Annotated in this window: 12 protein-coding genes; 4 read left to right on the top strand and 8 right to left on the bottom strand. The window is 65.3% G+C overall.

Annotated elements, in window-relative coordinates; genetic code table 11:
- The first annotated feature begins 160 nt into the window (after nucleotides 1-160).
- Both AC07M1_RS01495 and AC07M1_RS01490 read left to right on the top strand, forming a co-directional pair.
- Nucleotides 161-2566, top strand: a complete 2406-nt coding sequence (locus tag AC07M1_RS01495; RefSeq protein WP_495160800.1) for a glycoside hydrolase family 31 protein — start codon at nucleotides 161-163, stop codon at nucleotides 2564-2566.
- Nucleotides 2563-3894 (top strand): MFS transporter, encoded by a 1332-nt coding sequence (locus AC07M1_RS01490; protein WP_495160799.1) that lies wholly within the window; start codon nucleotides 2563-2565, stop codon nucleotides 3892-3894. Before AC07M1_RS01495 ends, AC07M1_RS01490 begins: the two co-directional genes overlap by 4 nt.
- Nucleotides 3895-4109: 215 nt before the next feature.
- Here the strand turns inward: AC07M1_RS01490 and AC07M1_RS01485 are convergent, their stop codons facing one another.
- The gene (locus tag AC07M1_RS01485; protein ID WP_495160798.1) at nucleotides 4110-6401 is read right to left on the bottom strand and encodes a glycoside hydrolase family 3 N-terminal domain-containing protein; all 2292 of its coding nucleotides are present in this window, start codon (nucleotides 6399-6401) and stop codon (nucleotides 4110-4112) included.
- 190 nt (nucleotides 6402-6591) lie between these two features.
- On the opposite strand from AC07M1_RS01485, the gene AC07M1_RS01480 reads away from it, so the two are divergent.
- Complete coding sequence (locus tag AC07M1_RS01480) at nucleotides 6592-7587, top strand: LacI family DNA-binding transcriptional regulator (RefSeq protein WP_495160797.1); 996 nt, start codon at nucleotides 6592-6594, stop codon at nucleotides 7585-7587.
- 30 nt (nucleotides 7588-7617) lie between these two features.
- The gene (locus AC07M1_RS01475) at nucleotides 7618-9051 is read left to right on the top strand and encodes a glucoamylase family protein (RefSeq protein WP_495160796.1); all 1434 of its coding nucleotides are present in this window, start codon (nucleotides 7618-7620) and stop codon (nucleotides 9049-9051) included.
- Nucleotides 9052-9216: 165 nt separating this feature from the next.
- On the opposite strand, the gene AC07M1_RS01470 is transcribed toward AC07M1_RS01475, so the two are convergent.
- The 7 genes from AC07M1_RS01470 to metX all read right to left on the bottom strand — a co-directional run bounded on the left by AC07M1_RS01470 (nucleotide 9217) and on the right by metX (nucleotide 20466).
- Nucleotides 9217-11064, bottom strand: a complete 1848-nt coding sequence (locus AC07M1_RS01470) for a family 43 glycosylhydrolase (RefSeq protein ID WP_495160795.1) — start codon at nucleotides 11062-11064, stop codon at nucleotides 9217-9219.
- Complete coding sequence (locus AC07M1_RS01465; RefSeq protein WP_495160794.1) at nucleotides 11061-11735, bottom strand: DUF6445 family protein; 675 nt, start codon at nucleotides 11733-11735, stop codon at nucleotides 11061-11063. The genes AC07M1_RS01470 and AC07M1_RS01465 overlap by 4 nt, the downstream gene beginning before the upstream one ends.
- A gap of 74 nt (nucleotides 11736-11809) precedes the next feature.
- Nucleotides 11810-14866 (bottom strand): TonB-dependent receptor, encoded by a 3057-nt coding sequence (locus AC07M1_RS01460; protein WP_495160793.1) that lies wholly within the window; start codon nucleotides 14864-14866, stop codon nucleotides 11810-11812.
- A 189-nt stretch (nucleotides 14867-15055) separates the two neighbouring features.
- Nucleotides 15056-18253, bottom strand: coding sequence for an amidohydrolase family protein (locus AC07M1_RS01455; RefSeq protein ID WP_495160792.1), 3198 nt, complete (start codon nucleotides 18251-18253; stop codon nucleotides 15056-15058).
- A gap of 79 nt (nucleotides 18254-18332) precedes the next feature.
- Nucleotides 18333-18923, bottom strand: a complete 591-nt coding sequence (gene metW, locus AC07M1_RS01450) for a methionine biosynthesis protein MetW (RefSeq protein WP_495160791.1) — start codon at nucleotides 18921-18923, stop codon at nucleotides 18333-18335.
- Nucleotides 18920-19354 carry a GNAT family N-acetyltransferase gene (locus AC07M1_RS01445; protein ID WP_495160790.1) on the bottom strand — a complete coding sequence of 145 codons (435 nt, stop codon included), beginning with the start codon at nucleotides 19352-19354 and terminating at the stop codon, nucleotides 18920-18922. The genes metW and AC07M1_RS01445 overlap by 4 nt, the downstream gene beginning before the upstream one ends.
- On the bottom strand, nucleotides 19351-20466 hold the full coding sequence (metX, locus tag AC07M1_RS01440; RefSeq protein WP_495160789.1) for a homoserine O-acetyltransferase MetX: 1116 nt from the start codon (nucleotides 20464-20466) through the stop codon (nucleotides 19351-19353). Before metX ends, AC07M1_RS01445 begins: the two co-directional genes overlap by 4 nt.
- Nucleotides 20467-20470: the final 4 nt, after the last annotated feature.

The raw sequence follows: 20470 nt of genomic DNA, 5'->3' as shown, positions 1-20470 counted from the left end.
GGAGCGCAACGTCATTCCCGCGCAGGCGGGAATCCATTCTGGCTGACGGCGCGGCGCTTTTGAGAATGCAGGAGGAATGGATCCCCGCCTGCGCGGGGATGACGATTCAATCTGTGGTTGATCTGCTTAGAATGGGCGTTCGAGTAGGAGAGGCGTTGCCATGAGACTGCTTCTGACAACCTTGTCAGCGTTCGCGCTGGCGGCACCGGCGGCGGCGCAGGTGCGGGCGCTGGACGATGGCGTCGAGGTGACGCGCGGTGAGATGGCAGTGCGGGTGACGGCGCTGTCCGCATCGGTGCTGCGCGTGCGGATGGCGCGCGACGGCAAGTGGCCCGAGGATGCGAGCTGGGCGGTGCCCGCCGCGGTCCGGGCACGAACGGCAAAAGTGATCGCGCGCGCCGACGGCTTCGACACCGATGCGCTGACGGTGAAGGTCGATCCGACGACGCTGCGCCTGACAGTGCATGAGCGCGGCGGACGGCTGGTGGTGGCCGATGCCGCCGATCCGGTGATGCGCGCCGACGGCAGCTTCGAGCTGAGCCAGAAGATGCCCGTGGGCGAGCGGTATTTCGGCCTGGGCGACAAGACCGGGCCGTTCGACCGGCGCGGGGCGAGCTATGTCCACTGGAACACCGACACGTTCGGCTATGGCCGCGAGACCGACCCGACCTACAAATCGATCCCCTTCTATGTCACCACCGGCGGCGGGTTCGGCAGCTACGGCCTGTTCCTCGACAATTCGACGCGCAGCTGGTTCGATTTCGGGCACCGCAACGATGGCGAGCTGAGGATCGGCGCGCCGGGCGGGCCGGTCGATTATTATGTGATCGCCGGCCCGATGCTGTCGGAAGTGGTCCAGCGCTATCACGGGCTGACCGGCAAGGCGCCGCTGATCGCGCCCTGGGGGCTGGGCTATCAGCAGTCGCGCTACAGCTACATGTCCGACACCGAGGTGCGCGAGCTGGCGGCCCGGCTGCGCAAGGAGCGCATTCCCACCGACGTGATCTGGCTCGACATCGATTTCCAGGACCGCAACCGGCCGTTCACGACCAATCCCAAGACCTTTCCCGATCTGCCCAAGCTGGCGCGCGACCTGAAGGCCGACGGGATCGGGCTGGTGGCGATCACCGATCTGCACATCGCCCATGCGCCGAGCCAGGGCTATGCGCCGTTCGACAGCGGCGCCGCCGGCAACCACTTCGTTCGCACCGCCAAGGGCCGGACCTATGTCGCGCCGGTATGGCCGGGGGATTCGCTGTTCCCCGATTTTACGCGGGATGCGTCGCGCGACTGGTGGGGCGGGCTGTACAAGGACTTCGTCAGCGCCGGCATCGCCGGCTTCTGGAACGACATGAACGAGCCGGCGATCTTCGAGACGCCGAGCAAGACCATGCCGCTCGACAATGTCCACCGCATCGAGGGCGACGGCTTCGCGCCGCGCGAGGCGAGCCATGCCGAAGTGCACAATGTCTATGGCATGCAGAACAGCCGGGCGACGTTCGAGGGGCTGGAAAAGCTCGATCCCGGCGCACGCCCGTTCGTGATGACCCGCGCGACCTATGCCGGGGGGCAGCGCTACGCCGTCACCTGGACCGGGGACAACAACGCGACCTGGGATCATCTCAAACTTTCGGTCCAACAGCTGGTCAATCTGGGCCTCTCCGGTTTCTCGTACAGTGCCGCCGATATCGGCGGGTTCACCGGCGGGCCCAGCCCCGATCTGCTGACACGCTGGATCCAGATCGGCGCCTTCACCCCGGTGATGCGCGTCCATGCCGCGGTGAATACGCCGCGCAGCGAACCCTGGGTCGATGGGCCCGAGCATCTGGCTTTGCGGCGAACGGCGATCGAGGAACGCTATCGCCTGTTCCCCTATCTCTACGCCGTCGCCGAACTACAGGCACGGTCGGGCGACCCGATCATGCGTCCGGTATTCTACAACTATGACAGTTCGGGCTGCGATTCGCCGATGAGCTTTACCCTGGGCCGCGACCTGATGATCGCCGCGTCGCCCAAGCCCGAATCGCCGCAAGCCTATGACGTGTGCCTGCCCAAGGGCGGCTGGTATGATTACTGGACCGGGCGTTCGGTGGTGGCCGTGGCGGGCAAGACCGCCGATAGCGTGACCGAGACGCCGCGGATCGACCGGCTGCCGGTGTTCGTTCGCGCCGGCGCGATCATCCCGCGCCAGCCGCTGGTGCAAAGCCTGAGTGAGACGCCCAAGGGCGCATTGGAACTGCTGGTCTATCCCGGCGACGATTGTCACGGCACGATCTATTTCGACGACGGCAAGGCGCGGGCGATCGAGCGCGGTGCCTATCTGCGCCAGAGCTTTCGCTGCTCGACGACGCCGACCGGGTTGCGGATCGATCTCGACCCGCGTTCGGGCAAGCTCAAGCCATGGTGGAGCGAGATCGCGATGACCGTGCATGCGGTTTCGGACATTGGCACGGTGCGCTTCGGACGGCGGAAGATCGCGGCGGAAATGGACGAAAGCGCCGACCGCGTCCGCTTCACGCTGCCCGATTCGGCCAAGGCGGCGACCATCACCGTGGCGGGACCGTGACCCCTGATCGCCCCTCGCGGGCGCGCCTGACCCTGTTCGCTTTCGGGGACTTCGCGTTCAACCTCTACTGGCAGAGCGCGATGCTCTTCCTGCTATTCTATTATACCGATGCGCTGGGCCTTCCGGTCACGGCGGCGGCGGCGATCTTCATGGCGGCGTCGGTGTGGGATGGGGTCGCCAATTTCGCGGCGGGGCTGCTCGCCGACCGGCGCGAACCCAAGGGCGGACTCGGGCGGCTGGTGGCGATCGGCGGCGTGCCGCTCGGGTTGGGCTTCGTGCTCGCCTACCTCCCGCCGGTCGTGCCGGGATGGTGGGGAATGGTTGGCGTGTTCGCGGGACATATCGCGTTCCGCACCGCTTATGCCTTTATCAACCTGCCCTATCTGGCGATGAGCGCGCGGGTGAGCGCGGACAGCAACGATCGCGCCTATGTCGCGGGAATGCGGATGCTGTCGGGCACGCTGGCGGCGGTGGTGGTGGCGCTGGGGACGGTGCCGCTGGGCGGCATGTTGCTGGGGACCAAAGCGGCGGCGGACGCCTATCTGGGCGCGGCATTGCTGTTCGCGGTGGCGGGCGCGGCGATCCTGGCCTGGGTCGGCGCCACCTATCGCGAGGCGGACGTACCCGAGCGACGGGAACCGGTGCCGGTTTGGACCGCGCTCAAGGCGATCGCGGGGAACAAGGCCTTCGTGACGCTCAACCTGGCGATGGTGGCGATGATCATCGCGGTGACGATCCTCAACAAATCGGTGCTCTATTATTTCAAATACTTCCTCGGCGACGAGAGCGGGGGACAACTCGCGCTGGCGTCGATGAGCGTGGTGAGTGCGGTGTCGGTCCCCTTGTGGATGCTGCTCCAGCGGCGGCTGGGGACGCGTGCTCTATGGTTCCTGGCGGCGGCTGGGGCGATGACCGGGCTGTCGCTGTTCGCACTGTTCGATATCCACCGCGCCGGGGTGATGCAGGCCTATCTGATGGCGATGCAGGCGATGATCGTCGGCCTCAACTTCGTTTTCTGGGCGATGCTGCCCAACACGATCGAATATGGCGAGCAGCGCACGGGGCTGCGCGTCGAGGGCGCGGTATTCGGGATGGCGGCACTGCTGCAGCGCGTGGCGATCGGAATCGCGACGGCGATCATCGGGCTGGGCTTCGAGCGCGCGGGCTATATCGCCAATGTCGGCCAGAGCCCGGCGACGCTGACCGCGATGCGGCTGACGATCGCGCTGGTGCCTTTGGGCTTCCTGGCGCTGTCATGCCTGTTGATGGCGATGAACCCGCTTGGCCGCGGGGAGCATGCGCGGATCGTGAAGGATCTACGGAGATAGATTTGGGCGGCACCAGCCCGCTCCCCCACCCGGCCACCCATAACATACGATGCCGTTGGGTGGCCGGGTGGGGGAGCGGGCTGGTGCCGCCATTCAGCGAAGCTGAATTACCCCAAGAGCACAAACATGATCCGGCACCGCCCCGGGGAGGGAGGGGGAGCGGTGCCGGACCCCCGGCCACACCAAGAAGACTTGGGGCCGGGAAGACGTAACGATCAGGCGGCGGTGAGGGTGAAGGTCGAACGGACCCCCTGCGCCTGAGCCGAGGGCGCGATCCACACGTCGAACAGGCCCGGCTCGACCGTGGGCTTGAGATCCCGGCCGATGAATTCGAGCTGCGGCCGCTTGATCACGAAGCGCACCGTTTCCGAAGCCCCCGGGGCGAGCGCGACCTTGCGGAACGCCTTGAGCTCACGAACCGGGCGGGTGATGCTGGCGGTGCGATCGCGGATGTAGAGCTGGACCACCTCCTCCGCCGCGCGGGTGCCGCGGTTGGTGATCGTGGCGGTGAAGACGATCTCGCCGTTCCACGCCAGGCTGCCCTTGTCCGGGGTCAGACCCGAATATTCGATCTTGCCGTAGGTCAGGCCGTGACCGAACGGATAGAGCGCCGAGTTCGGGATCGAGCGATAATGGGTCTTATACTCCTCAAGCTTGTCGTCGCTCGGGTTCGGGCGGCCGGTCGGCTTGTGCGCGTAATAATAAGGCTGCTGGCCCGGCTCGCGCGGGAAGCTGATCGGCAGACGGCCCGAGGGGCTGTAGTCGCCGAACAGCACGTCGGCGATCGCGTTGCCGCTTTCCGAGCCGAGGAACCAGGTGACGAGGATCGCGGGCGCGTTCTTGACCGCGCCTTCGAACGCCAGCGCACGGCCGTTCTTGAGCACGACGATCACCGGCTTGCCGGTCGCGGCGACGGCTTCGGCCAGCGCCTGCTGTGGCGCGGGGACGGTGATGCTGGTGCGCGACTGCGCCTCGCCCGACATGCGCTCGCTCTCACCGATCGCGAGCAGGACGACGTCGGCGTTGCGGGCGGCAGCGACCGCGGCTTCGATCCCGCCGGGAAGCGGGGCCTCGACCTGCGACCCCTCGACCACGGTGATCTGGGCGGTCTTGCCGAGCGCGTTGCGCACGCCGGTCTCGAGGTCGATGGCGAGCTTGTTGTCGCCATAGACGCACCACGGGCCGTTGAGGTCGTGCTGGCCGGCGGCGAACGGACCGATGATCGCGATCTTCTGACCGCCCTTGCGCAGCGGAAGGATGTCGCCTTCGTTCTTGAGCAGGACGACCGACTTCTTCGCCATCTCGCGCGAGAGTGCCAGCGTCGCCTTGTTACGGCTGCGCGCGGCTTCGCGCTTCTCGTCGATACGGCGGAAGGGATCCTCGAACAGGCCGAGCTTGGCCTTGATCGCCAGCACCTTGCGCACCGAATCGTCGAGCAGCGCCATCGGCACTTCGCCCTTTTCGACGAGGTCGGGCAGGTGATCGCGATAGAAGCCGCTGGTCATGCTCATATCGACCCCGGCAAGAAAGGCGATCTTGGTCGCCTCACGCGCGTCGGCGGCGAAGCCGTGGTCGATCATCTCCATGTCGCCGGTGTAATCGGAGACGACGAAGCCCTGATATTTCCACTCGTCGCGCAGCACGGTGCGCATCAGCCATTCATTGCCGTTCGACGGCACGCCCGAAATCTCGTTGAACGAGGCCATCGCCGACAGCGCGCCGGCGTCGAACGCGGACTGGAAGGGCGGGAAGTAGATCTCGCGCAGCGTGCGCTCCGACACGTCGACGGTGTTGTAATCGAGCCCCGCCTCCGCCGCGCCATAGGCGGCGAAATGCTTGGCGCAGGCCATCATCGTGTCGATCGCCTTGAGGCTGGCGCCCTGGAAGCCCTTCACGCGGGCGGCGGCAAAGAGGTTGCCGAGATGCACGTCCTCGCCCGCGCCCTCCATGGTGCGGCCCCAGCGCTGGTCGCGCGAAATGTCGACCATCGGCGCGAAGGTCCAGTCGATGCCGGCCGCGGCGGCTTCATAGGATGCGGCGGCGGCGGTCTTCTGCGCCAGCGCCGGCTCGAAGCTCGCGGCCTCGCCGACCGGGACCGGGAAGATGGTACGGTGGCCGTGGATGATGTCGGCGGCGAAGATCATCGGAATCTTGAGGCGCGACTCCTTCATCGCCGCGGTCTGCATGATCCGGCACATATGCGTGCCGCTGCCGTTGAACACGCCGGTGATCATGCCCTTGCGGACTTCCTCGACCTGCTGCTCGAAATTGGCGTTCGAGCCGCTGGCCGGGTTGATCACGGTGCTGCCACCCCAGGCCGAGGCCATCAGGCTGAGCTGCCCCGCCTTCTCGGCGAGCGTCATCTTCGCGATCAGCGCGTCGATGAAGGGCGGAACCTCGACAGTCGCCGCCTGGCTCATCAATGCGCGGGCCGGGCTGTGGAGCCACGCCGCGATCGCACCTGCGCCCATCAGCGCCGCGCGGCGGGAAATCCGGTTGTCGAGCATTGTCTGTCCTCTCCTGAACGCATCGCGCCTCGGCGCGTGGTAAATGCTGGTTGAATGCCGTCCCCTGTTCGAAGCCCGCTTTAGGGGTTGTCGCGGCAAACCGTAACCGGTTACATGACGTCGAAACTTGGAATTTGCAATCGCGAATGATCCGCCCGAATACGTAATCATTTCGGGAGTGAGGGGATAGATGGCCGAGGCGACGATCCGCGATGTGGCACGGCGGGCGCAGGTATCGATCGCATCGGTATCGCGCGCGCTGAATGGCCTGGGCAATGTCCGGCAGGAGACACGCGAGCGCGTCATCGAAGCCGCGGCCGAGCTGGGATATGTCCCGCATGCCGGCGCGCGTAGCCTCAGCCTTGCCCGTGCGCACGCCGTGGGCGTGGTACTGCCCGATCTGCACGGCGAATTCTTCAGCGAGTTCGTACGCGGGATGGACCGTGAGGCGAGCAGGCGCGGCTATGTGCTGCTGCTGTCCAACATCCATGACGAAAGCGAACAGGCGGCCAATGCGCTGCGCGCGATGCGCGGGCGCGTCGACGGGCTGATCGTGATGGCACCGCACCTTTCAGCCGAAATGCTCCAGTCGGCACTGCCGCCGACCCTGCCCTCGCTGTTCATCAACGGGCCCGAAGAGATCGATGACCGGCCGACGGTGCGGCTCGACAATGTCGGGGCGATGGAAGCGATGGTCGCGCATCTGACGGCGGGCGGCCGCAAGCGGATCGTCCACATCGCCGGACCTGAGGGCAATGTCGATGCGCGCGAGCGCGTCGAGGGCTATCGCGCGGCGTTGGCGCGTCATGCGCCGGGAGTCGAGCCGATCGTCCTGGCGGGCGACTTTTCGGAGGAAGCGGGCGAGGCTGCGGCGCGGACGATCATCGACAACGCGATACCGTGCGACGCGGTGTTCGCGGCCAACGACATGATGGCGATCGGCTGCCTTCAGGCGCTGCAGGGCTCGGGAATCGATGTCCCCGGCGAAATTGCGGTCGCCGGCTTCGACGATGTGCCGCTCGCCCGCTACCTCCGTCTGACTACAGTGCGTGTACGGATCGCGGAGATGGGCGCGCGCGCGATTCTGCGGCTGATCGACATCCTTGAAGGCGGCCCGGCGGATGAGCGAGCCGAACGCCATGGCGCCGAGCTGGTGGTGCGCGGCACCACTGCGGCGCGCGAATGAATCCCGGTAGTTGCTGGAGTGAATTGTAAGATGCGTATTCCGATCACCCGCCGAACCCTGCTCGCCGCGCCGGCGCTCGGCGCCGCCGCGCTGACCCCCGCCTGCGCGCGGCCGCTGCTGGCCGAACCGGCCAAGCCCGCGCTGCCCGGCTGGTATGCCGATCTGGAGAAGCGCACCTTCGACTTCTTCTGGCAGACCGCCAACCGCAAGAACGGGCTGGTGCCTGACCGCTGGCCGAGCAAGTCATTCTGCTCGATCGCGTCGGTCGGCTATGCGCTGACCGCCTATCCGGTCGGAGTCGAGCGCGGCTGGGTGTCGCGCACCGACGCGGCCGAGCTGACGCGCACTACGCTGCGCTTCTTCTGGAACGCGCCGCAAGGACCGGAGCCGAGCGGTACCGCCGGCCACAAGGGCTTCTTCTACCACTTCATCGACATGGAGACCGGGCACCGGTTCCGCACCAACGAACTGTCGAGCGTCGACACCACATTGCTGTTCATGGGCATCCTGTTCGCGGCCGAATATTTCAACGCCGACAACGCTGTCGAGGCCGAGATCCGCAAGCTTGCGCACGACATCTATGCCCGCGCCGACTGGAACTTCTTCCGCAGCGACGGGCGCGCGCCGATTTCGATGGGCTGGCACCCCGAGAGCGGCCTGATCCCGGCGAGCTGGCAGGGCTATAATGAGGGGATGTGCGTCTACATCCTCGCGCTCGCCTCACCGACGTATCCGGTGCCGGCGAACAGCTGGGACGTGTGGACAGCGAAATACGACCATTGCTGGCGCGGCCAGGGCGACACCCGTCACCTCGCCTTCGCGCCGATGTTCGGTCACCACTACAGCCATGTCTGGGTCGATTTCCGTGGAATCCACGACAAGCCGATGCGCGAGGCGGGACTCGACTATTTCGAGAACAGCCGTCGCGCCACCTATGCCCAGCGCGCCTATGCCATCGCCAATCCGATGGGCTGGACGGGCTATTCCAAGGATATCTGGGGCCTGACCGCCTGCGACGGGCCGGGCGGATATGACCTTCCCTTCAAGGGCCGGACCGCGAATTTTCGCGCCTACTCCGCACGTGGGCCGTTGGGTCAGCCCGACGAGTATGACGACGGCACGATCGCACCGACTGCGGCGCTGGGATCGCTGCCCTTCGCACCAGAAATCGTGATTCCCGCCGCAAACGCGCTGCGTAAGTGGCCGGGCCTGTACAGCCAATATGGCTTCCTGGATTCGTTCAACCCGAGCTTCACCTGGACCGACAAGCGGCTCGCCAATGGCCGGATCAACGGCAAGAGCGGCTGGATCGACACCGACTATATCGGCATCGACCAGGGACCGATCCTGTTACAGGCGGCGAACTATCGCAGCGATTTCGTGTGGAAGGTGATGCGCGGATCGAAGGTGGTGCGGCGCGGGCTGGAGGCCGCCGGATTCGCCGGCGGTTGGCTGGCAGGATAGGCCCTGATCGAGGCTGGACCTGCCCTACCCGTCACCCCGGCCTTGCGCCGGGGTCCACCGAGAGGCGATGGTTGGAAACGAGGTTCCAGCGCAGTCCTCGGGGCGGGGGGGACCCCAGCACAGGGCCGGGGTGACGGTTTAGGGGCGGGTTGGGCGACCGGAACCTCAGCGGATCCGTACCGGTTTGCTGCGCTTGGACACCCCGGTTTCGTTGAACGCCTCGACCGCGGCATAATAGCCGACGCCGAGGTTGAGCGCGCGGATATCGAGCTTGGCATCCGCGCCGAGATCATCGGCGAAGACCTGATAGGTCAGCGTCAGCCGGTCGGGCCGTACGCCCCACATCACATTATAGCCGACGGCGCCGGGCACCTTGCGCCAGGTCACGCGGGCATTACGTTCGTCCTTGTCGCGGATCGCCGCGACGCCGCCCGGAACCGTGGGCGCGGCGCCGTCGGCGTTGCCGAACACGCGCAGATCGTTGATCGCGAGATGGGCGCCGCCGATATGGCCGTGGACGTAACGGACATAGCGGATTTTTGCGGGTGTCTTGAGCTCGAGATAGGCATTGGGGCGGTCGCGGCGCGGGCCTTCGGTCTGCGCGATCTTCGACCAGCTCTTGCCGTCCGTAGACCCCTCCACGTGGAATTCGGTATAGATGTCGGGCGCGTCGGCGAAGCGACCCGCCTTGTAATCGGCGAAATTGACCTGGATCGCACGCACGGCCTTGGCCGCACCGAGGTCCATCGTCAGCGTCTCGCCCGGCTGTTTGCTTCCCGCGACCCAGAAGGTCCGGGGATTCTCGTCCGCGGCGCGGCTCGCGACAAACTCGCCGAGCGTCGAGGAAGCGGTCAGCGGCTTGCGGTAAGAGAGCAGCATCCAGCCGGTGAACAGCGATTCGATGTCGTCGACCTTCCCCTCCGGCGCCCAATGCGGGAAGTCGCCGAAACGCGACGAGGACCACATCTGCCCGTCCGCCTCGAACCGCGTCGGGAACAGGTTGATGCGGCGTTCGAAGGTCCAGTTGGCGCCGAGCCACGGCGTGCCGGTGTTCCACCAATTGCCGTGATTGTCCTCGAAGGTGGAGCCGTGCCCGGCACCCTCGACGAAACCCCCGGGCTTGTAGGCGACCGGGTTCCACGGGGCGTAGGTCCATGGCCCGAGCGGCGACTTGGACGTGTAAGTGCCGTTGGCATAGGCGTTATACTCGGTGCCCGGCGCACCGTACTGGAGATAATAGGTGCCGCCGACCTTGGTCATCCAGGCGCCCTCCATGAAGGGGGCGATGGGCGTACCGTCGGGAAGGCCGCCGCTATGGTCCTGTCCAAACCGCTCCCAGCCATGCTGGTCGGGATGGAGTTTGAACATCTCCTTCGCCGGGCCCTTGTAGATGAGCTTGCCGTCCCTGAACTCAATCTCGAGCCCGTAGAGCGGGAAGACGTTGGACGAGTTCCAGTAGAGATACCATTTGCCGTCATCGTCGAGGAACAGCGCGGGGTCCCACGGGCCGGGCGGGATCTCACCGGGTTTCATCTTCTCCTCTTCGCCCGGACGCACCTGTCCCGGGAGGCGCGGCATGCGGCGCACGAAATAGTCGAGCTTACCGGTCTCGGGCGCGTCGGAGACATAGATCGCGCCCGGCTCCATCATCGAGGGCATGAGATAGAGCCGCTCGCCGTCCGACCATGCGGCGGGCGCGACGAAGCTGTTGTGCTGCCAGCGGCTCGGCGTGATGAAGGTCCAGTCGGCGAGATTGGTCGATCGCCAGTATCCGTCGGCGAGTGTCTGGAAGAGATAATAGGCGCCCTTGTGCCGCACGATCACCGGATCGGCGCCGGTGCGGTACGAGATGCCCTCGTTCACCTGCTCGAAATTGTAACGGTAATCGATGTCGATCGGGTTGGCGTAGGTGCGCTTGCCCGGCTGAGCTCCCGAGCTGCCTGCGCTCGTGGCGGTCAGCGCTGCGAGCGCGATCGTCAGAGCAGCGGCGGTCTTGAGCATCGGAAACCTCACTGGATGCGGATGAAGAGATTGGCGGTGAGCCGGCCCTGGCGCGGGTCGGCGCTGAATTTCATGGTGTCCGGGATGATCCCCGAATGGAGCATGGCGCCGCGATAGATGACAAGCCGGTCGGGCGCCGCGTCGATCCGGCCGATCTGGTCGAAATGCGCGTTGCTGTTGCTGGTATAGCCGACAAGGCCGGCGCCTTCGGCGCGGGCAGCGGCGACGAAGGCATCGCGATTGGCTTCGTCCACCAGCTCGATCCCGGTCGAGCGCTGGCGGTAGAAGGCCGTCCCAGTGCCGGGCGTATCGGCGAGATAGTGGATCAGCGCGATGTCGCGGGAGTCCGCGGAGTCGAAATGCGGCGCGCGCTGGGCCGGCTGGAGTGCCTCGGGCGCGGTGGTGACAATCGAGAAGCTCGCCTCGACCAGCGTAAAGCTGTCGGCATCGAACCCGCCGCCGATGAAGGAGGCTGCGGCTTCGAGGAGGGAGCAGACATAGGCATAGGCCGGCGCATCGGCTTCCGTCACGATGCGGCGCAGGCCGGGATAATAGGTCCGGCTCACAGGAAATGGCGCAAGCGCCGCCGCGATCGCGATCGCCGCGCCGGGATCGCCGGTGATCCCGTCGATGGTGACGACCGGTTGCCGGCTGTGGCCGAAACGGTGCAGTTCGGGCTTCACCCTATTCCTCCCCGCCCGACAGAAACTGGGGGAGGCGGCATCAGCCCCCTCCCCGGAACGCCCCGATCCGAAGATCAGAACTTGTACTTGAGGCCCGCCTGGAAGCTGCGCGCATTGCCAACCGTACCATTCTCCTCAAACGTCGGGTTCAGGCCGCTGCCCGCCCCCCAGGCCGAATAGTTGCGGTTCACCGTGTCGAACACGTTGAACGCCGCGAAGCTGGCCTCGAGGTCGTGGCCCCACGGCATCTTGAAGTTCTTGGCGATGCGTAGGTCGAGGTTGGAGTAGGCGAAGGTCTCCTTGGGGAAGAACACACCGCCCATATTGCCGTAGCAGCAGGCGCCGTCGGGCTGGTTGGGCAAGCCGAAGATGACGTTGCCGAAGGCCGGACCCGAGCTCAGTGTCAGCGTGCCAGACAGCACCGTGTCGAACGGGCCGCGAACAATGCCGGTGCCGACGAAGCGGTATTTTTCCACCCCTTGCACCCAGCCCCAGCCATAGGCGTCCACCGACGCGCCGTTATAGAACTCGTCGTTGTTGGCGAGTTCCTGCGCCACGTTGGTGCGGGCGAACTGCACCGTGACCGCGGCGGAGAAGCCCCAGCGCGAATTGGCCACGAACGGCTTTTCCGCAGTCAGGTAGATCGCATTGTAGACCGCTTTACCGCTGTTATCGCCGATGTTGAGCTTGCCGTTGAACCCGGCCAGATCACCCTGCTTGGCGGCGCATGCCGCATAGTCGGTGTCCGGGAAATTGTCCTGGATCCAGGCGTTGCCGCCATTGGTGCAGCCGATCACGTTACCGGCGCCGTCACGCTGCAGGACCCGGCTGTACCAGCCATTCGAGAAGCGGTTGCCGCGCACGAAACGGAAGACATTGTGGCTGCGGATGTGCGAATAGGTGAGCGAGGTCTGGATCTCGCCGAACCGCTTGCGGACGCCGATGTTGAACTGGTCCGAATAGGGCAGCTTGGTGTTGTTGTTGAGCAGCCAGATATCGCCGCCCACGCCCAGCCCGGCAGCGGCGGTACGCAGCGTATCGACATTGCGATAGGCGGGATTCCACACCAGCGTCCCGCGCGGGAGTACGCCGCCGTTGCCGGCCCGCAGCGTCGCGCAGTTGGCGATGCCGCCCGTGCCGCCTTCGGTACAGAAGTCGGCCTGGACGACGCGCTCGTGCCGGTTCTTGATCGTTTCGATGCCCGAGGTGATGAACAGCGGGCGATCAAAATAGCGGCCTGCACCGGCGAAGAAGACCAGATCACGATCGCCGTTCACGTCGTAGCTGATGCCGATGCGCGGCTGGAACGCCCCCCAGAACGGGTCGCGATTCTTGCCGGTCGAGATATAGTCCTCGGCATTGATCCCGGCCGCTTTCCAACCCGGATAGGCCCGCAATGCCGTTGCGACATCCGCAGGTGTTACGAAATTCTCGTTCTTGGCATTGGTCTCGAAATCCCAACGCAAACCGAGATTGAAGGTCCAGTGATCGTCGAGCGCCCAGTCATCCTGCACGAACAGACCAATCTGAGTGTTGTTCGCGCGGCCCGGCTCGAATTCCTTGACGTTGATGCGCGCGCCATAAGGTGTCGAACTATCAAAGCCGGTATAGCCGGCGGCGTTGAAGAAATAGCCGCCGTTGCTGCGGTTGTCCTCAAGCCGCTCATATTTGTTGAACGCGATCTTGGCGCCCGCCTTGATCGTGTGCGCGCCGCCAAAGAATGTGATGTTGTTCTTGATCGTCCACGATTTCTGCGAGTCGTTCTGCTCGAAACTGCCGGCGCCGAGGGCAGCGACGGTGCCATAATCGGGCCCGGCTGAGAGGATGATCTCAGGCCCCGCGCTTCCGCGCCGCGCGCCGTTTTCGACCGTGCTGTACGACAGGAAGAGTTCGTTGAGCCAGCTGTCTCCGCGGTGGCTCCAGTCGAGCTGGAAATTCTTGACCTTGTTGTTGATCGGCCCGCCATGGCTCGGCACCGACGTACCGCCGACGCCGCCGATATTGGATTCATCGCGAATGAATGCCGAGAGGTTGACCGTATCCTGCGCCGAGGCGAACCAGGTCAGCTTGCCGAAGTAGAGCTTCTGGCTGAAGTCGAGCCCGTAGCTGCCATTATATTGCGAGATCAGGTTGGCCGGCACCGGCGACTTCAGCTCGACATTGCCCGACGGCTTGGTCTTGTCGGTCGCTTCGAACGCACCGTAGAAATGCAGCACATCCTTGATGATCGGGCCGCCGAGGTCGGCGCCATATTGCCAGCGACCGTAATCGGGCTTGGGATTGGTGCCGTTGGGATTGTTGGCCTTGCCCGGCCTGTCGAAATAGGGGCGGCCGAAGAATGCCTTGGGCTGCCATTCGCCAAACAGCGTACCGTGCAGCTCCTGACCGCCGGTCTTGGTCACGGCGGTGATGATCGCCGACCCGGCCTGCTCATACTCCGCCTTGAAGTTCTGGGTGTTGACCGCGAACTCCTGAATCGCGAGCTGCGGGAAGGGGTTGCCTTCGGAGAAATTCTGCCCCGACAGACCGCCATGGTTGATCGGGTTCTTCATGCTGAGCCCGTCGATGAACACATTGGTCTGATCCGGGCTGACCGCGCCCGCCTGCACCTGCCGGTTGCTGCCCGAAGGCGACACGGTGACGCCGGGCGCCAGCGCGGCGAAGTTCAGGAAGTTGCGGTCGTTCTGCGGAAGATTTTCGATCTGCTGAGGCGAGACGTTCGTAGTGATCGTCGCCGTTCTAACCTCGTTGCGGCCGCGCCGCCCGGTAACGATCACCTCCTGACCGGCAGGGGCCGCAGCCGATGGCGGAGCGATATCGTAGACGACGGTCTGACCGACCGGAACCACAACAGCCTCCGCCTCGACGCCGGGCGCCTCGACGCGATAGGTGCCCGGACGTAGACCCGGCACGAAATAGTTGCCGCTCGCGTCAACCGTCGCCGTAACCGTTCGACCGGTGCTGCTATCCGTGATGGTGACTGTCGTGCCCGCCGACGCGCCTTCGACATGACCGCGTAAGGCGGAGGTGGTCTGTGCAAAGGCGGAAGTGCTGACCATCAGTGCGGCGGCAAAGGCGCCCGCCGAAACGCCGCGGACAAGTTGCGAACGCTTGCTACGGAAATCCGTCATCAATCTGCTCCCCTAAACACCGGCTCGATCGATAGTGTAACCGGTTACAGTGCCGTTGGAGCTTTTAACATCTCCTGACCCTGGCTAGAGAAGCGACAAATGACTACGTTGTCAATTGCGTTTGTCGATATGACTGACCACAATGGGTAGGCTGGTCCGAATGCGCGGCATTCGGACCGTTTCCAGCCTTTACTCCCACCAATAGGGCAAACGCTTCGCCGTCCCCGTCTCGACTTCATTCATCGTCTTGGCGTCGTAGAGACGGCCGCCCAGCATCACGCGGCTGATCTTGTCGCTATTGCGAATATCAGCGGTGGGATCGGCATCGAGCACGACGAGATCGGCCAGTTTTCCAACCTCGATCGAGCCGATGTCCTTGGCAAAGCCCAAAGATTTGGCGGAATCGATCGTTCCAGCACGCAGCGCCTCCACAGGAGTCATCCCGCCGCGTACGAACGACCACAGCTCCCAGTGCGAGCCGATACCGGCCTGTTGCCCGTGCGCGCCGATCGCGACCAGACGGCCCGTCTTGGCGATCTTGTGTGCCTCACGCGCATTGTCGTCGTCGACGAAATTGTCCTCGGGCGCCTTGGTGATGCGCATCGTGTCCGAGCGCAGTCGCGCGGGCGGGGTGTGGACCAGCAGCGGATTCTTCCACACATCGGTCGCCTGACGCCAATAGGGATCGCCGGCGAGACCGCCATAGCTGACCACCAGGGTTGGCGTATAGTTGGTGTCCGACTGGCCGAACATCTGCAGCACATCCTTGTAGAAGATGTCCGCGGGAATGTTGTGCTCCAGCGTCGAATTGCCGTCGGCGATCAGGTTCATGTCCATGCCGAACAGCGAACCGCCCTCGGCCACGACCTGCATATTCTCGGCACGCGCCGCCGCGACGACCATCTGGCGCTGCTCACGGCGCGGCTGGTTGTAGTTCTTCACCGAATGGCCGCCCTGCGCCTTCAGACGGCGGACATGGGCCAGCGCGTCCTCATAGCTGTCGATCTGCGCATAGACATCGGCATTCTTGGCGCCATAGACGATCTCGCCGGTCGAGAAGATGCGTGGGCCCAGGATACGGCCCGCGCGCTGCATCTGCTGCGCGGCGAAGACCAGGCTCGCCTGGCTCGACGGATCGTGAATCGTCGTGGTGCCGAGCGCGAGGTTCTGGATCAACGACCAGTTCTGCTGCGGCACCAGATCGTCGGTGCCATAGGGGCCGTGCGCGTGCGCATCGACCAGACCCGGGATGATCGTCTTGCCGGTGACATCGATCGTCTTGGTGCCCGCCGGGAGCTGAATCGCGGCAGTAGGCGCGACCTGGACGATGCGGTCGCCCTCGATCACGATCGTCGCATTGTCGATGATCCCGCCGTCAGCGCCCGCCATGGTGACGACCCGTGCGCCAGTGAGCGCGACGCGGCCCGAAGGCTTCGCCGCCCTGACCTCCATCGCGAGCGAGGTGGTGCGCGGGGTTACGTTCGGCTTGGTGCCCGGCGCGGTGGCGAAGAAGCTGGCGCGATCGGCGGTGTAGAGCGTCGGCCCCATGCTCCAGTGAAGGCGCGATCCATCACCCGACCATTGGATGTAATCGGCACCATCGGTGCTGACGCGCACGACGGGGAGCGCATCGGCCTTGGGGCCGACCGAGACTTCCTGGCCGCCCGGCATCAGCGGCATCGCGAACACCTGATAATTCTGGCGGAAAGCGATGCTCTTGCCGTCGGGGGCGACGATATAGTCGTTGGCGAGCTCGCCGCTGGCATGGACGCGCTTGCCCTCGCCATTGAGGTCGGTCGAGACCAGCTCAAGCTTGTTTTCGCCCGGGCTGGTCATGAAGATGCGGTCACTCGACGCGCCGAACTGCGGCCGCGACATGCCGCGCGCGACCAGCTCGGGCGCGCCGCCCACCGCCGCGACGCGATAGACACCGGGATCGTTCGACCAGCCGGGTGCGGTGAGATTACCGCCGGCCGCCTTCTCGAACACGATCGTCCGGCCGTCCGGCGAGAAGTGCGGGCGCGAATAGAGGCCGGGCTGGGTCGTCACGTCCTTCGCCGCGCCGCCACCGGCCGCAACGGTGCGGATACGGCCAAGCTTCGCATCGCTCCATTCGACGAACACGATCGAACGGCCGTCGCGCGACCAGCTGGGATAGAGTTCGACACCGGCATCGTCGGCAAGGCTGGTCAGCCGTTTCGGCGCACCGCCGGAGACCGGGCGAGTCCAGAGCTTGCCCATGCTTTCGAACACGACATTGCCGCCATCCGGCGAGACCGATGCGAAGCGGGTCATCTTCGTCGCGAAGCTGGCGGGCGCGACTTCGATCTGCGGGTGCGAGGCGGTGGCGACGGTACGGCTATCGGCGACCCGGAACGGGATCACCGCGGCATTGGTGCCATCTGCGTCGACGCGTCGAATCTTCCCATGTGCCCAGAAGACGATCGACTTGCTGTCGGGCGTCCAGTCCATGTTGGGATAGACGCCGGTGACAGCCCAGGTTTCCTGAACGTCCTGGTCGAGCGCATCATAGATCTTGCGCTCCTCCCCCGAGGCCAGGTCGCGGACATAGAGCTTCGACTTGGTCGCCTCGCGCCGGACAAAGGCGATCTTCTTGCCATCAGGCGAGGGCGTCGGGCGCACCGAACCGCCAAGGCCGGAAATGGCGGTGGTCGTCTCACCGCTCTCCAGATCATAGCGCTCGATGTTGAACAGGTTGGTGTTCGAATCCTGCGCATATTCGAAGATCGGGCCGGGGGTGATGTTGCGCGTGAAGAACACCGATTTGCCATCCGCGGCATAGACTGGCTCGCCCAGTTCCTTCTGCACCCGCTCATTGGCACGCTTGACCAGCTTGACGCCGCTGCCGCCCGAGACGTGGTAGAGCCACACTTCGCCCGTGCCGAGCGAGCGGCCGGTGGTGAAGTGCTTCTTGGCAACGATATACTGGCCGTCGGGCGACCAGCTTGGCTGATTCAGAAGGCGGAAATCCTCCTTGGTCAGCTGGCGCTTGTCGCTGCCGTCGGCGTTCATGATCCAGATATTGTCGCCGCCGCCGCGATCGGAGGTGAAGGCGATGCGGCGGCCATCGGGCGAGAAGCGCGGATGCACTTCCCAGGCAAGCCCCTCGGCAATCCGCGTCGGCGTGCCGCCCGCGATCGGCATGGTGTAGATGTCACCGAGCAGGGTGAAGGCGATCGTCTTGCCATCGGGCGAGACGTCGACGTCGATCCAGGTTCCCTCGTCCGTGTCGATCGCGGCCTGCTTGAGCGTCGCGCCCTGCGGCGCATTAACGTCCCATTTGGGCTTCTCCGCCGGCTTGTCCTGCGCCTGGGCCTGACCGAGGACGAAGAGCGCGGCGAGGACGCCGGCGACCGAATGACGCATCCGAAAACTCCCTGAAACCTGTTCTGGGCGGGAGTGGTAACGGGCGAAACCGCCCGCGTCATCTGCGCTTGGTCGAAAACTAGCGGCGCAGGAGAAACACCGCATGCTCGGCGCGGAAATTGGCGGCGGCGGCGCTGGTGCGCTTGTCGCCCGAGAGGAACCAGGCCTGCTCAACCGTAATTCCGCGTTCGCGAACATAGGCGCGGAAATCGTCGACGGTGACGTGGTGGATGTTGGGCGTCTCGTACCAGGCGACCGGCAGCAGCCGCGTCACCGGCATCCGTCCGCCCCACAGCAGCGACACGCGCACGCGCCAGTGTGCGAAATTGGGGAAGGATACGAAGGCACGCTCGCCGATACGCAGTAGATGATCGAGCACGTGATGTGGGTGCATCGTCGTCTGCAGCGTCTGGCTGAGGATCGCATAGTCGAAGCTGGCGTCGGGATAATCCGCGAGATCGCGGTCGGCATCGCCCTGAATCACCGAAAGCCCGCGCGACACCGCGGTCGCGACGTTGACCGGATCGATCTCAAGCCCGCGCGCGTCGCACTGGCGATCATCGCGCAACGCCGCCATCAACGCACCGTCGCCGCATCCGACATCGAGCACCCGGCTGTCGGGCGCGACATTGGCGGCGATAATCGCCAGATCGGGGCGAAGCGCGGTCACGCCGCACCCCGCCGGTACACATCGGGATCGTGGCGCTGCATGAAGAGCTCCGGCTGGGCGATCGGCTGCCATCCAAGCGCGGCGTACACGCCATGCGCATCGCTGGTCGCGAGCATCCAGCGGCGGAGGTTTTGGAGGTCGGGATGATCGTGAAGCGCAGTGACAAGCGCCTTGGCCAGCCCCTTGCCGCCATGCTCGGGCAGCACGAAGACGTCGGCGAGATAGGCGAAGGTCGCCCGGTCCGTCACGACGCGCGCGAAACCGACCTGCGCGCCGTCGCGATAGGCGCCGACACAAAGCGAATTGGCGATCGCCCGCGCCAGCGTTTCGCGCGGCATCTCGCGTGCCCAATAGCTCTGAGCGATGAAGCCGTGGATCACGTCGAGCTGGAGCCGCGCCGGATCGAGGCTGATGTCATAGCCCGGCGTCATCGCCCGGCCCTCAGGAAGCCGTCGACGACGCGATTCAATTCCGGCGCCTCGAGCAGGAACGCGTCGTGGCCGAACGGCGAGGACAGCTCGACGAAGCTGACCGGCGCGCCGGCGGCGTTGAGGGCATGGACGATCGCGCGCGAATCGCGCGTCGGATAGAGCCAGTCGGTATCGAAGCTGACCAGGCAGAAGCGCGCCTTGGTCTCACGAAAGGCATTGGCGAGCAGGCCGCCATGCTCCTCCGCCAGATCGAAATAGTCCATCGCGCGGGTGATGTAGAGATAGGCGTTGGCGTCGAACCGGTCGACGAACGACAGCCCCTGATGGCGCAGATAGCTTTCGATCTGGAAGTCGGCGTCGAAGCCGAACGACTTCGCCTCTCGCGCCTGAAGCCGCCGCCCGAACTTTTCGGTGAGGCCTGCCTCGGACAGATAGGTGATGTGCGCCGCCATCCGCGCGACGGCGAGGCCCGCCGCGGGCGGTTCGCCGTCATAATAGGCGCCGCCATTCCAACGCGGATCGGCCATCACCGCCTGACGACCGACCTCATGGAAGGCGATATTCTGCGCCGAGTGGCGCGCGGTCGACGCGATCACCACGGCCGCATCGACACGATCGGGGAAGGTGGCGGGCCAGCTCAACGCCTGCATCCCGCCCATCGATCCGCCGACCACGGCCTTCAACCGACCGACCCCGAGATGGTCGAGCAGCATCGCCTGCGCGCGGACCATGTCGCGGATGGTAATGACCGGGAAATCCATGCCCCAGGGCTTGCCCGTCGCGGGGTTGACCGTGGCGGGTCCCGAGCTGCCCATGCAGCTGCCCAGCACATTGGCGCAGACGATGAAGTGGCGATCGGGATCGACCGGCTTGCCCGGCCCGACCATGCGCGTCCACCAGCCGGGCTTGCCCGTGACCGGATGCGGCGAGGCGACATGCTGGTCGCCGGTCAGCGCATGGCAGAGCAGAATCGCATTGCCGCCATCGGGCGCGAGCGTGCCATAGGTCTCATACGCGATCTCGACAGGCGACAGCAGCACGCCACCGTCGAGCCGGAGCGGCCCGGGCAGGGTGATGTGGCGCGAAAGGCCGAAACGCTGGTCGTCGGACATGCGC

The organism is Sphingomonas sp. GW821-FHT10C01, assembly GCF_059415525.1.
The sequence above is the reverse complement of the archived record's forward strand: the minus strand, read 5'-3'. Positions and strand labels throughout refer to the sequence as shown.

Coding starts and splice junctions, on each gene's coding strand:
- AC07M1_RS01495 (WP_495160800.1), top strand. CDS start 161: ATGAGACTGCTTCTGACAACCTTGTCAGCGTTCGCGCTGGCGGCACCG.
- AC07M1_RS01485 (WP_495160798.1), bottom strand. CDS start 6,401: ATGCTCGACAACCGGATTTCCCGCCGCGCGGCGCTGATGGGCGCAGGT.
- AC07M1_RS01480 (WP_495160797.1), top strand. CDS start 6,592: ATGGCCGAGGCGACGATCCGCGATGTGGCACGGCGGGCGCAGGTATCG.
- AC07M1_RS01475 (WP_495160796.1), top strand. CDS start 7,618: ATGCGTATTCCGATCACCCGCCGAACCCTGCTCGCCGCGCCGGCGCTC.
- AC07M1_RS01460 (WP_495160793.1), bottom strand. CDS start 14,866: ATGACGGATTTCCGTAGCAAGCGTTCGCAACTTGTCCGCGGCGTTTCG.
- AC07M1_RS01455 (WP_495160792.1), bottom strand. CDS start 18,253: ATGCGTCATTCGGTCGCCGGCGTCCTCGCCGCGCTCTTCGTCCTCGGT.
- AC07M1_RS01445 (WP_495160790.1), bottom strand. CDS start 19,354: ATGACGCCGGGCTATGACATCAGCCTCGATCCGGCGCGGCTCCAGCTC.
- metX (WP_495160789.1), bottom strand. CDS start 20,466: ATGTCCGACGACCAGCGTTTCGGCCTTTCGCGCCACATCACCCTGCCC.